Genomic DNA, 12,213 nt, shown 5'->3' with positions numbered 1-12,213 from the left:
TCACCGACAACGGCGGGATCTTCGGTCCACGACGATTCACACCAAACCAACGACGAACCTCTGACTCAGGTCACTAGAGGAGGGCACCGCATGTCCTTGTCGAGGGCCGTCTGCCCTCCCAGTGGCCGCCGCCCGACAGTTCCACGCCCGCGAAGGCCACCTGACCGTGCCCCGCAAACACGTAGAGGACGTCGACGGCGAGCCAGTGGGCCTGGGCCAGTTCCTGAACAACGCCCGCCGACGCGCCGCGACACTGAGCCCGCAACGACGAGCCGACCTCGATGCCCTCGGCATGCGCTGGTAGGGCGCTGCGGAGGTGAGCGGGGAGCGCAGGGTTAGGGTCTGGGGCGGTTCCGTGCCGAACGCACTCGGCACGGAACCGCCCTGTATTTGAGTGGAGTGGCGCCGGGGTTCAGGTCGACGGGCTGCCGTGTGTCCGTCCGGCAGCCCGGACGCTCTTCTCCAGTGCTGCCAGCAGGTCCAGCGCGGGGGCGGGCTCCGTCGGCTCGACGAGTTCACCGCCGGTGATCTTCGCGTCCACGAGCTGTTCGAGCGCGTGGGCGTATTCGTCGTGTACATCCCTGATGTTGATGCCGGCCAGTTCCTGGATCAGTACCTCGGCCAGCTCCAGTTCCCGGTCCGTGACCGGTGTGCAGGGTGCGAGGTCTCCGGGGTCGCGTAGCTCGTCCCGCCACAGGAGAGTCTGGAGGATGAGCATGCCGTGGCGGGGCCGGAGCAGCGCCAGGCGCTCCCGGCTGCGCAGGGCGAGCTCGGCGACGGCGACGTAGCCCGTGCGGGCGAGTGCCTCGACCAGTAGGGCGTACGGGCGGTCGTCGCCCGGTCCGGGGCCTGCGTAGTACGGCCGTCCGAAACTGATCGGGTCGATGTCCTCGTAGGGCACGAAACCCAGCACGTCGATGGTCCGCCGTGTAGGCAGGGGCAGGTGTGCCAGGTCCTCCTCCGTGATCGGCACCACGCGCCCGTCGGCCAGGGCAAAGCCCCTGCCGACCTGGTCGTGGGGGATCTCCCGGTTCTCGGCCCTGCAGAAGCAGCGGTGCTCGACACGGCTGCCGTCGGCGAGATGGATTTCGTGAAGGCGCACAGGATGCTCCTGCGTGGCCGCGTACAGCCTGATCGGCACAGCGACCAACCCGAACTGGATCATCCCGGACCAGGCGGCCTTCATACCTCCAGCCTCATCCGCCAGCAGGCACCGCGCATCCCCGTCGCGCGCCACCCCTACAGCAGGGGGGCGCTGGGGCCGGCCGGCCAGAACGCGCGGCCAACCATCACCGCGGATGACCAGTCTGACCTGCGGCTTTCGCCCAACAGACGGCGGCGCGTGTCCGCCTTCGCCAAAGGCGACCACCGCCATCGCCGGTCTGAGGTCAACGGCGTGTTACTCACTCCTCACCGGGGGACCTGGCGAAACTGGACCGCATGCGCGTCGAATTCGACCCCGAGGCGATGAGTAGACCGGCCCTTTACAGGTTTCTGACGTCGGTCGTCGTGCCGCGGCCGATCGCCTGGGTCTCGACGATCACTGCCGATGGGAGCACGGAGAACCTCGCACCCCACTCCTTTTTCAGCATCGCCAGCACCGACCCCCCGATCGTCCAGTTCACCTCGATCGGCCGCAAGGACTCCTTGCGCAACGTCGAGGACACCGGGGAGTTCGTCGTCAACTTCTCGTCCGAACCACTGCTGGAGCTGATCAACGCCACCGCCATCGACTTCCCTCGGTCGGTCAGCGAATTCGACACTGCGGGCGTCGAACGCGAAGCCAGCACATGTGTACGGCCGCCCAGAGTGGCCTCCTCCCATGTGGTTCTGGAATGCCGTTCACACACCACCCTCCGCATGGGCAACTCCACCCTGATCTTCGGACGGGTGGTCCGCGCCGCGGCACACGAGGAAATCCTCGTCGATGACCGTCCCAGCAGCGAACTGCTGCGCCCGCTCACCAAGCTCGGCGGCGATGAATGGGGCACTCTGGGCGAGATCCGCCACTTGAGCCGCATCCCCTACGAGGAGCCCGGCGCGCACTGAGCTTCGTCAGCGGTGCTGCTCCAGGGTGAGGAAGGCCCGGATGACGGGCGTCAGGTGACTGTCAGAGGGTCTTGATCAGGCCGCCGTCGATGGTGAAGTCGGCGCCCGCGATGTTGCCGGCGCGGTCGCTGGCGAGCATCAGGACGAGGTCGGCGACCTCCTCGGGGCGGGTGAAGCGGCCGGTGTCGAAGCCGCCGGCGCCCGCGATGATCTGGTCGACGGCCGTGTCGTGGTCCACGCCCATGGCCGCAGCGACCTGCTCCGCCAGCCCGCCGCTGACCCTCCACATGTCCGTGGACACCGGGCCGGGGGCGACCGTGTTGACACGCACGCCCTGGGGGCCGACTTCCTTGGACAGGGCCTTGGAGAAGTCGGTCAGGGCCGCCTCGGACGCGGTGTAGTCGATGATGCCGGGGTCGGGCAGGAAGGCGTTGACCGACTGACGGTGACGATCACGCCGTGGGCGGCCACCAGCGAAGGCAGCGCCGCACGGCATGCGCGTACAGCGCTCATGACGTTGGCGTTGGTGAGCCAGTCCTCGTCGGTGACCGACAGGAATCCGTCCAGGCGGGGATGGAGGATGCCGACGTTGTTCACCAGGACGTCGATGCCGCCGAAGCGGTCCACAGCGGCCGCGATCAGTCGGTCGACCCCTTCGACGGTCGCCAGGTCGCCCGCGACGGGTACCAGATTGTGGGTGTCGGCGAGTTCTGCGAGTCCGGTGCCGGGCGTGCGGGCCCCGGCCACGACATTCGCGCCCTCCTGCGCGAAGGCACGCGCGAAGGCACGCGCGAAGGCCAGGCCGATGCCCCGGCTCGCGCTCGTGACCACCACGGTCTTGTCCTTGAGGTGCAGGTCCATGACGAGCCATGTTGTATCCCGGACGAGGACGGTCGTGTGGTCCGTCGAGACCGGCGGCCGTCCGTTCGCTCCACGGCGGCAGCTCAGCCGGGACAGGCGAGGCCAGTAATCGCACGCGTCCTCACCGGCGTCGCGGACCGTGGTGTCGGCCTCGACGGTCCGCGCGTGGGCGAGTGCATCCTCCATCAGCGCCTGAATCTCGTTCTCGCACTGGGCGATGGTCTCCTCGCTTCCCCGCCAGCGGCCGGGACCGTGCCGCGCGGGCGACACGCGCTTATGGCCTGGCGGGTCCGCGGGGTGGTCCCCGTCAGCGTGCGGCGGGCTGGGCCTGGGGGGCGGTGGACCGCGGCGCGGCGGCCCCGGTGGCGCCCGCACCGAGCCCGTTCAGAAGCGTGTCGACCACCATGTCGGCGGCCTGCGCCGGGCTGAGGTCCGTCAGCTGCCGCGAGGCGATGTTCATCAGCTCCGGCAGGACCGTGCTCACCCACCCGTCCGGCAACCCAGAGCGGATCAGGCCCTCGTCCGTGGCGCGGCGCAGGAAATCGGCGAGCTCGCGGACCGAACGGTCGCGGCGTCGACGGATGGACTCCTCGGCCAGCATCCGGCTCAGGTCGACCGGCCATGTGCGGTTGACCCCGATGATGCCCTCGACATAGCGGTGCAGGGCGACGGTGACCGGGGCCTCGCGCAGCCGGGCCTCCTCGGTGGCCCGCTCGATGGCCGCCAGGCGGGCCTCGTAGATAGCCGCCAGCAACTCCTCGCGCGAGGCGAAGCGCCGGTAGACGGTACGCCGGTCCACTCCGGCCTCCGCCGCGATGGCGGTGATGCTCGCCGCCTGATCGGCGGCCAGCATGCGCGCACCGGTCGTCATGACTGCTTCCAAGTTACGTGCTGCGTCGGCTCTCACACTCCTGAGTGTAGCCATCCCTGGGCGGAAAGACCCTTCTATCGTCACAGCAATGTGGCCTCCACGCACTTAAGTGCTACATTGAAGTGACAGTTAGCGCGGAGCCCCTCCGCTACGTGACTTTGGAGAAAGCACATGATCACCTTCGACAGGCTCTTCATCGGCGGCACCTGGACCGAGCCGAGCAACCCGGAGCTCCTCGACATCCTGTCCCCGCACGACGAGTCCGTTGTCGGCCGCGCGGCCCAGGCCCAGCCGGCCGACGTGGACCGCGCGGTGGCCGTCGCCCGCGCCGCCTTCGACGCGGGCACCTGGCCGAACACCCCGCCAGCCGAGCGGGTCGCGGTGCTGCGCAGGCTGAACGCCCTGCGCGAGGCCCGCGCCGAGGAGATCGCCGCCGTAATCACGGCGGAGAACGGCTCGGCGGGCTGGTTCACCCGCGCCGGGCAGCCGGGTCTGTCCCGCCAGGCCAACGCCTACCTGAAGGCGGCCGAGGAACTGGCCTGGGAAGAGGTCCTGACACCCACCGACCCCGCGGCCACCGTCCGCAGCGTGGTCCGCCGGGAGGCCATCGGCGTCGTCGCCGCCGTCATCCCGTGGAACTCGCCCTTCTCCGCCTCCCTGGCGAAGATCATTCCGGCGCTGCTGGCCGGCAACACGGTCATCCTGAAGGTCTCCCCGGAGAACTCGCTGAGCATGGGCCTGCTGGCCGACCTGCTGGCCGAGTGCGGGCTGCCCGAGGGCACGATCAGCGTGCTGCCGGCCGACCGCGAGACCAGCGAGCACCTGGTGTCCCACCGCGACGTCGACAAGGTCGCGTTCACCGGCTCGACCCGTGCCGGGCGCCGGATCGCCTCCATCGCCGGCGAGCAGCTCAAGCGGGTCAGCCTGGAGCTGGGCGGCAAGTCCGCCGCCGTCTTCCTGCCCGACGCGGACCTTGAGAGGTTCAAGGCGGGGCTGAAGTTCTCCTCCCTGCTCAACAACGGTGAGGCGTGCATCGCGCACACCCGCATCCTCGCGCCGCGCAGCCGCTACGAGGAGGTCGTGAACGCCGTCAAGGAGGTCGTCGAGTCGCTGAAGGTCGGCAACCCCCAGGACCCGGACACGTTCATCGGCCCGATGATCCGCCGCGACCAGCAGCAGCGGGTGCGCGACTACATCGAGATCGGCGTCAAGGAGGGCGCGCGCCTGGTCACCGGCGGCCCCGAGGTGCCCGCCGGTCTCGAGAAGGGCTACTACGTCACCCCGACCGTCTTCGCCGACGTCGACAACTCGATGCGGATCGCCCAGGAGGAGATCTTCGGCCCGGTGCTGGTCGTCATCGCCTACGAGGACGAGGACGACGCCGTGCGCATCGCCAACGACTCCGAGTACGGCCTGTCCGGCGGCGTGTGGTCCACAGACGAGGCCCGCGCCCTGGAGATCGCCCGCCGCATGCGGACCGGCACCGTCACGGTCAACGGCACCTCCGTCGGCTTCGACGGCCCGTTCGGCGGCTTCAAGGCCAGCGGCCTGGGCCGCGAGTACGGCTTCGCGGGCCTGAACACCTACATCGAGTACAAGACCGTCACCGTCTGATCACCCGTCATACGGGGGCCGGGGCAACGCGGCCCCCGACCGGAGGCTTACCCATGTCCCAGACCCAGGCGTCCGCACCCTCAGAGGCGCCGCAGCCCCACCCCGAGGCCCGACCGGCCCCCCTTTCCGCCGAGCCCACCGCGTCTGTCGCATCCGGCGCGCCGCCGGCCACCGGAACCGCCGCGCACGGCAGGCGCACCGCTGCCATGAGCGCGCTGGTGCTTGCCGTGCTGCTGGCCTGCCTCGACCAGACCATCGTGTCCACCGCGCTGCCGCGCATCGCGTCCGACCTCAACGGCTTCGCGGACATCGCCTGGGTCAGCGCCGCCTACCTGCTGGCATCGACCGCGGTCACCCCCCTGTGGGGCAAGCTCGGCGACATGTTCGGCCGCAAGCGCCTCTACCTCTCCGCGACCTCGCTGTTCCTGGTGGCCTCCGTCGCCTGCGGCCTGGCGCAGAACCTGCCTGAGCTCATCGGCGCCCGCGCGCTGCAGGGCGTGGGCGGCGGAGGCATGATCGTGCTGACCTTCGCGCTCGTCGGGGACATCGTCGCGCCCAGCGAACGCGGCCGCTACCAGGGCTTGTTCGGCTCCGTCTACGGTGTGGCCAGCATCGCGGGCCCGCTGCTCGGCGGCGTCTTCACCGACCAGCTCTCCTGGCGGTGGGCGTTCCTGATCAACCTGCCCATCGGCGCCGTCGCGCTGCTGATGGCCGGCCGGGCGCTGCCCGCCGCGGCCCGCTCCGCCAAGGCCCGTATCGACTACGCCGGCGCGACCCTGCTCGCCGGGATCGCCACCGCCCTCGTCCTGGTCACCTCCTTCGGCGAGCGCTGGGGCTGGGGTTCCGCACGGATCATCGGCCTGATCGTCGCCGCGATCGTGCTCGGCGCGCTGCTGGTGCCGGTGGAGCGGCGCGCGTCCGCGCCCGTCCTGCCGTTGTCCATGCTGCGCTCGCGGACCGTCGTGTTCGGCTCGCTGATCGGCTTCGCGGCGAACGTCGTGATGTTCAGCGTGCTGGTCTACCTGCCCACCTACCTCCAGGTGGTGCACGGCGTCTCGGCCACCCTGTCCGGCGTGTATCTGTTGCCGCTGGTCGTCGGCCTGGTCGTCAGCCAGTCACTGGCCGGACGCTGGGCCGCCCGTCCCGCACGGGTCGGCGCGATCCTGATCGCCGGCATGGTGCTCAACGTCGCCGGACTGCTGTTGCTCAGCACCATCGGTGTCGAGACCCCTGCCCTCGTGCTGAGCGCGTACTTCCTGGTCACCGGCGTGGGTGTCGGTATGGTGCCCATGGTGGTCTTGACCGCCGTGCAGAACTCCGTCCCGGCCTCCGGCATCGGCGCCGCCAGCGCTGTCGTCACCTTCGCCCGGTCCACTGGCGCCGCCTTCGGCGTCGCGGTCTTCGGCACCCTGCTCAACACCGGCCTGGCCACCCGGCTGCACCACGCGGCCCAGCACGGCATCCACGTGCCGAGCAGCTTCGACCCTGCCCGGACCGGCGCGACGGACTCCCTGCCGCCGGTCGCCCACCACGCCGTCCTCGACGCCTTCGCGCGCGCCATCGGCGCCGGCTTCCTCTGGGTCGCCCCCTTCGCCGTCGCCGGCACCCTCTTGGCCCTGTTCCTCACCTCGCGCTCCTCCCGCCGGAGCACCGCCGACCAAGGGTGACCCCGTGGAGGCTCCGTCCCCGCCCCATCCCTCCAAGACGTCCGGACCGCCCTCAGCGGCGGTCCGAAGAAACCTGCACCGGCTGCCGGCTGACGCTGGTGCCGGAGGCCGGGAGCCCCGAGCCCGGGGCTGCACAGGAGAGGTCGGGTGGCCCAGGGGGCCGGCGGTAGCCCCCTTCGGCTGAGGGAGGGCCGAAGGGGGCGGAGGTGCCGGGTACCGGTGGCTCATGGCCGTCGGCATCCGGCGGTGCGCAGGCGCCGCGGTCAGGCGGTGGCGAACTCGGGGGCGATACGCGCCGCCGCGGCCGCCGCGTGGCGCTTGACCTCCACGTCGTCCAGGTGGTCCAGGCCGAGGTCGACCAGGAGCCGGTCCGCCTGCTGACGCGCCAGCGCCTGAAGGGTGTGGGGCAGGCTCTGCGCGTCGGTGGGCTGCCCGGACTCCTTCAGCTTCCGGGTGGCTTCCCAGGCTGCCGCGTGGCCGGCCTGCTCCTCGGTGACGAGACGGTCCCGGCTGGTGCTGCCGTAGATGACGGTGTGCGCGTCCTTGTACTGCGCAATGCTCTGAGACACGAATTCTCCTCGCATAGACCTGGCCAGGCACTTTGCGTGCCGGCCGGATACCACCCAGACAAACCCGACCCGGCCGGGCCGCGCTCGTCAGCAACCGCCGAGCGGGTGGCCGACGGGCGCGACACGCGCCGCAAGGCAGGAGCGGTAGGCCTGGGCCATTGCGTCAGTCCGGTGAACGAGGCAGCCGGTGAGGGTCGACCGGCTGTTCTTCGACCGCCTCCTGTTCCTGCCCGTTCCGCGGTGGCGGCGGGAACAGGAGCTTTTCCAGGGCGGTCAGCGCGAACATCGCAAGGAGCAGGATCTCCGGGACGAGCAGTGCGATCACGGTCACGACGCCTCCCCGCACAGCAGCGATCACAACTGCTGCTCGGCAGCAACCTGGTCACGCCCACCGTGCCGCCGAATGGGCAACGCCGCACATCAGGACGGGGTCCGCCTAGGCCGATCGGGTGATCTCTTGTTCGTACGCATGCGCGATCCGGCAACGACGGCGATCCGGACAGCACACGGCCCTCTGCTGCATTGCGCAGCCGGTGTCCTCCGAGCAAACGACCGTCTGCGGGATGCGCGTCGCGGCAGGTGTCACAACAAGTCCGGTGCGCTCTCCCGGACGGGATCCTTGGATGCCGGGTGATCTGGACCGCCGGCCGGGGCGGCGGCACGCAGCGCCGCTTCGACCCGGCGGTTGCTGGTCATGGATGCCGTGACGGCCGTCATCGCCAGGAGGAGGACGGCGGCGGCGTAGAGCGGGGTGCGGATGTCGTAGGTGGTGGCCAGCCAGCCGCCGAGGAAGGCCCCGACGGGGGCGGCGCACATGGCCAGCATGCGGGAGGTGGAGGCGACCCGGCCCATGAGATGGGCCGGGACGATCGCCTGCCTCAGGGAGGGCCCCAGCACCATCGTGGCGCCCATGCCGGCCCCGCAGACGGCGAGCGCCAGCCCGGCCACGTACGGGTTCGGGGCAGCGGCCAGGCCCAGGATGGCAAGCCCTTCGACGGCGGCTGTGCAGGTCAGTGCGGTGCCGGTGCCGAGTCGTCGGCCGAGGTAGGAGGCGATGCCTGCACCGAACAGGCCGCCGGTGGCCTCCGCCGTGAGGAGCAGGCCGAAGCCGTAGGTGTCGATGCCGAGGCGGTCGTGCGCGAAGAGGGCGAGGACGGTCTCCACGGCGAGGAAGGCGATGTTCCCGACCGCCGGGCGCAGCGCGAGCCCGAGCAGCACCCGGTCCCGGAAGACGTACCAGGCCCCGGCCCTCGCCTGCCGCAGCAGCGACTCGCGGACCTCCGGCACGGGCCGGGGCATGGCGGGCAGCGTACGTACGAGCAGTGCGGAGAGCATGAACGACACCGCGTCGGCGAGCAGCGGAACCGCCCGCCCGAGCGCGAGCAGCGCGCTGCCCGCAGGCGGCCCCGCGAAGCCGGACATGGCGGTCTGGGCTCCGCGCAGGCGGGAGTTGGCACGCTCCAGGAGTGCGGGGTCGCGGCCGAGCAGATCCGGCAGATAGGCCGTGGCGGCCGTGTCGAAGAAGAGTCCGCCGAGGCCGAGCAGGAAGGCGACGGCCGCGAGCAGCCCGATGCTCAGCACGTCGAGCGCGGCCGCTGCCGCCGGTATCGCGAGCAGCACCGCACGCGCCGCGTCCATGACCCACATCGTGCGCCGGCGGTCCCAGCGGTCCACCAGCGCACCGCCGAGCACCCCGAAGAGCAGCCACGGCAGCGTCCCGGCGGCCGTGACGACGGCGAGCGCCATCGGATTCCGCGTCAACGTCAACGCGAGCAGCGGCAGTGCGGCATGCGACACCCCGTCACCGAGCGAGGAGATCGTCTGCGCGCTCCACAGCCGTCCGAACCCGGTCGGCAACTTCCGAACGTCTGAGATCACTTGGCGCCCCCGTCGGCCTGCTCGCGCGGTGCCGGGTGGAAAAGCGCGAAGACGAGTGACGCGTCCGGCAGCGACGGATCGGACAGCTCCTGGTACTCGTCCGCCAGTGCCTGCAGCCGCGCCCCCAGCTGCGCGAACTGCTCGTCGGTGAGCCGCAGATGAGCCATCCGTACGTGCCGCTCGTCATCCGCCGGAGCTGCCTCCAGGTCCGCCACCGCATGGCGCATCAGCACATCCGGCCCTCCCTCGCCCGGATCCGGCAGCACGATCGACCGTGCGGCCATCGCGTAGTACCGCTCGGTGACCCCCCGCACCTTCCGCGTCCGCACCACCTTCACCAGGCCGGCCCGCTCCAGCAGCCGTACGTGATAGCTGGAACTCCCCTTCGCAAGGCCCACCCGCTCGGCGATCTGCGTGATCGTCGCGGGCTCGAAGCGGAGCACGGCCATGATCCGGTGGCGCGTGAGGTTGGAGACGGCGCGCAGCTGCTCGTCGGTGGTGACGTGGAACGTCTCGGGAAGATCATCGGCAGGCATGCCAGCAATGGTCAACGATTCTTGACCATTGTGCAAGGGGATTCCGCGCGGACGTCCAGAATCTGCTGTCCGCGCGCGAGATCTTCTGTCCAAGCCCGCCACCCGCTGCCGGTCCGTGAGGTGTCTCGTTCCCTGAAGACCGCCCCGCGGGGCCGCCAGGACCTCCCAGAGCCTTCAATAGGCGGCGCGTCCGGCTGGTTTTGGGGTTGACGGAAGTCGCCTCTGAGTGCCCGATCAGCGGTGTGTCTCACCGGCCGGGCTTTGAGGTGGGTGATTCGAGTGTGCTTCAGGGACGATGCGCCCAGAACAAAGCATGCCCACCCTCACCTTCAGGGACAAACTCTTCACGGTCGACGTTCAGGCCGGCTTGTGTGAGCCAGGTGCGATTCGTTGCGGCGTCCGCGTGGCTCCACCACATGGTGGCTCCTCCTCCGAGCCAGTTGTCCTCGGTTCCGGTCCAGGCGCTGTGACCGGTGGTGCCCAGGAAACAGCCGCCGGGTCGCAGCCAAGTGGCAATCCGCTTCAGCAAGGGGGGCTGTTCCTCCAGAGGAACGTGGTTGACCTCCTCCCACGCCTAAAGGCGGGGGATTCCAGCGGTCGCCCGCTGGGGTTCCTGCTTCATCGACGACCGCCCCGTCCGGGAGGACTCCCGTTGAGGTCTTACACCGTCTCCACAGGCAGACGCCGCCAGCCCGGCGGCCAGGATGTTGCGTGCCGCGTTCACGTCGCGGTCGTGCACCGCGCCGCAGTCGCACGTCCACTGGCGGACGTTCAGCGGCAGCTTCGCCGCGACCATGCCGCAGGCCCCGCACAGCTTCGAGCTGGGGAAGAAGCGGTCGATCACGACGAGTTCACGCCCGTACCAGGCGCACTTGTACTCCAGCATCAAGCGCAGTTCCGTCCACGACGCGTCGCTGATTGCTCGTGCGAGCTTGTGGTTCTTCAGCAGATTGCGGACGGTGAGGTCCTCGATCACGACCGTTTGGTTCTCACGGACGAGCCGAGTGGACAGCTTGTGCAGGAAGTCCCGGCGACGGTCGGCGATCCGCGCATGCACGCGGGCGACCTTCACCTGGGCCTTGGCCCGGTTGTTGGAGCCCTTGGCCTTGCGGGACAGCTCCCGCTGGGCACGGGCCAGACGGGCGCGGTCCCGGCGCTCGTGCCGGGGGTTGGCCACCTTCTCCCCGGTGGACAGGGTCACCAGCGACGTGATCCCGGCGTCCAGGCCGACCGCCGCGTTCGTCGCGGGCGCGGGGGTGATGGTGTCCTCGCACAACAGGGAAACGAACCAGCGCCCCGCCGCATCGCGGGACACCGTAACCGTCGACGGCACCGCACCCTCTGGCAGAGGGCGCGACCAGCGGATGTCCAGCGGCTCGGCCATCTTCGCCAGCGTCAGCTTCCCGTCGCACCACTTGAAGGCGCTGCGCGTGTACTCCGCCGACGCCCGGGATTTCTTCCGCGACTTGAAGCGCGGGTACTTGGCCCGCCTGGCGAAGAAGTTGGCGAACGCCGTCTGAAGGTGGCGCAGCGCCTGCTGGAGCGGCACGGAGGACACCTCGGCCAGGAAAGCCAGTTCCTCGGACTTCTTCCACTGCGTCAGCGCGGCCGACGACTCCACGTACGAGAGACGGCGCTGCTCGCCGTACCAGGCCCGCGTGCGCTCCTGAAGCGCCTTGTTGTACACGAGGCGGACACAGCCGAACGTGCGCGACAGCTCCGCTGCCTGCTCGTCGGTGGGGTAAAAGCGGTACTTGAAAGCCCGCTTGACCTGCTGCGTCACACCTCACATCGTATCAGGTTCCGTGTGAGGCAGACTCACCAAATGAGACGGCCTGTAAGTGCGGCGCTGGTTACGCGGCCGCGGCATCACACCACGCATCGCTCGCAAGGGAGGTGGTCGTAGTCGTAGCCCTTGTCGCTGTGGAGCTTGCCCGGCTTGCGGCGCCGTCGGCCGCGCCGGGACCGGATCGGCGGTATCCCCTGCACGAGCGGGATCAGGGCCTGGCTGTCGTGGACGTTGGCACCCGAGATACCGACGGACAGGGGCAGACCGGACCGCTCGGTGATCAAGTGGATCTTCGAGCCGTACTTGCCCCGGTCCACAGGATTCGGGCCTGTCAGCTCCCCCTTTTCAGGGCCCGCATGTTCACCGAGTCGATCGCACA

Annotated in this window: 11 protein-coding genes and 2 pseudogenes; 4 read left to right on the top strand and 9 right to left on the bottom strand. The window is 70.0% G+C overall.

Translation table 11 applies throughout. From position 1 onward, the window contains the following. The first annotated feature begins 121 nt into the window (after positions 1 to 121). A complete protein-coding gene (locus IE318_RS43275) occupies positions 122 to 304 on the top strand; it encodes a helicase associated domain-containing protein (RefSeq protein WP_229904185.1) in 183 nt (60 codons plus the stop codon). A 108-nt stretch (positions 305 to 412) separates the two neighbouring features. Here IE318_RS43275 and ku read toward each other — a convergent pair whose 3' ends face one another. Next, positions 413 to 1,186: a non-homologous end joining protein Ku gene (ku, locus tag IE318_RS43270; protein WP_189908325.1), complete on the bottom strand. Its 774-nt coding sequence runs from the start codon at positions 1,184 to 1,186 to the stop codon at positions 413 to 415. Positions 1,187 to 1,440: 254 nt separating this feature from the next. Between ku and IE318_RS43265 the strand changes: the two genes are divergently transcribed. Further along, positions 1,441 to 2,049, top strand: a complete 609-nt coding sequence (locus IE318_RS43265) for a flavin reductase family protein (RefSeq protein ID WP_189908324.1) — start codon at positions 1,441 to 1,443, stop codon at positions 2,047 to 2,049. Positions 2,050 to 2,110: 61 nt separating this feature from the next. Here the strand turns inward: IE318_RS43265 and IE318_RS43260 are convergent. Next, positions 2,111 to 2,910, bottom strand: a pseudogene (locus IE318_RS43260) (SDR family oxidoreductase). Between the two features lie 307 nt (positions 2,911 to 3,217). Continuing rightward, the gene (locus tag IE318_RS43255; RefSeq protein WP_189908326.1) at positions 3,218 to 3,763 is read right to left on the bottom strand and encodes a TetR/AcrR family transcriptional regulator; all 546 of its coding nucleotides are present in this window, start codon (positions 3,761 to 3,763) and stop codon (positions 3,218 to 3,220) included. Positions 3,764 to 3,952: 189 nt separating this feature from the next. On the opposite strand from IE318_RS43255, the gene IE318_RS43250 reads away from it, so the two are divergent. Further along, positions 3,953 to 5,395: an aldehyde dehydrogenase gene (locus IE318_RS43250; protein WP_189908323.1), complete on the top strand. Its 1,443-nt coding sequence runs from the start codon at positions 3,953 to 3,955 to the stop codon at positions 5,393 to 5,395. Positions 5,396 to 5,601: 206 nt separating this feature from the next. Next, a complete protein-coding gene (locus IE318_RS43245) occupies positions 5,602 to 7,062 on the top strand; it encodes an MDR family MFS transporter (RefSeq protein ID WP_229904184.1) in 1,461 nt (486 codons plus the stop codon). Positions 7,063 to 7,325: 263 nt separating this feature from the next. Here the strand turns inward: IE318_RS43245 and IE318_RS43240 are convergent, their stop codons facing one another. The 6 genes and pseudogenes from IE318_RS43240 to IE318_RS43215 form a co-directional block, all read right to left on the bottom strand. Next, positions 7,326 to 7,631, bottom strand: a complete 306-nt coding sequence (locus IE318_RS43240) for a DUF3759 domain-containing protein (protein ID WP_030186724.1) — start codon at positions 7,629 to 7,631, stop codon at positions 7,326 to 7,328. Between the two features lie 163 nt (positions 7,632 to 7,794). After that, on the bottom strand, positions 7,795 to 7,962 hold the full coding sequence (locus IE318_RS43235) for a hypothetical protein (protein WP_189908321.1): 168 nt from the start codon (positions 7,960 to 7,962) through the stop codon (positions 7,795 to 7,797). A 251-nt stretch (positions 7,963 to 8,213) separates the two neighbouring features. After that, the gene (locus IE318_RS43230) at positions 8,214 to 9,488 is read right to left on the bottom strand and encodes an MFS transporter (RefSeq protein WP_229904183.1); all 1,275 of its coding nucleotides are present in this window, start codon (positions 9,486 to 9,488) and stop codon (positions 8,214 to 8,216) included. 17 nt (positions 9,489 to 9,505) lie between these two features. Beyond that, complete coding sequence (locus tag IE318_RS43225) at positions 9,506 to 10,045, bottom strand: ArsR/SmtB family transcription factor (protein ID WP_189908319.1); 540 nt, start codon at positions 10,043 to 10,045, stop codon at positions 9,506 to 9,508. 574 nt (positions 10,046 to 10,619) lie between these two features. After that, complete coding sequence (locus IE318_RS43220; RefSeq protein ID WP_189908318.1) at positions 10,620 to 11,828, bottom strand: RNA-guided endonuclease InsQ/TnpB family protein; 1,209 nt, start codon at positions 11,826 to 11,828, stop codon at positions 10,620 to 10,622. A gap of 110 nt (positions 11,829 to 11,938) precedes the next feature. Then, positions 11,939 to 12,213: pseudogene (locus IE318_RS43215) on the bottom strand (transposase); the annotation flags it as partial.

The organism is Streptomyces spiralis (genome assembly GCF_014654675.1).
GTDB classification, from domain to species: domain Bacteria; phylum Actinomycetota; class Actinomycetes; order Streptomycetales; family Streptomycetaceae; genus Streptomyces; species Streptomyces spiralis.
This window is presented reverse-complemented; position numbering and strand designations above follow the sequence as displayed.

Excerpts from the sequence above, each read along its gene's own strand:
- ku (WP_189908325.1), bottom strand. The coding sequence starts at position 1,186 with ATGAAGGCCGCCTGGTCCGGGATGATCCAGTTCGGGTTGGTCGCTGTG.
- IE318_RS43265 (WP_189908324.1), top strand. The coding sequence starts at position 1,441 with ATGCGCGTCGAATTCGACCCCGAGGCGATGAGTAGACCGGCCCTTTAC.
- IE318_RS43255 (WP_189908326.1), bottom strand. The coding sequence starts at position 3,763 with ATGCTGGCCGCCGATCAGGCGGCGAGCATCACCGCCATCGCGGCGGAG.
- IE318_RS43250 (WP_189908323.1), top strand. The coding sequence starts at position 3,953 with ATGATCACCTTCGACAGGCTCTTCATCGGCGGCACCTGGACCGAGCCG.
- IE318_RS43245 (WP_229904184.1), top strand. The coding sequence starts at position 5,602 with ATGAGCGCGCTGGTGCTTGCCGTGCTGCTGGCCTGCCTCGACCAGACC.
- IE318_RS43225 (WP_189908319.1), bottom strand. The coding sequence starts at position 10,045 with ATGCCTGCCGATGATCTTCCCGAGACGTTCCACGTCACCACCGACGAG.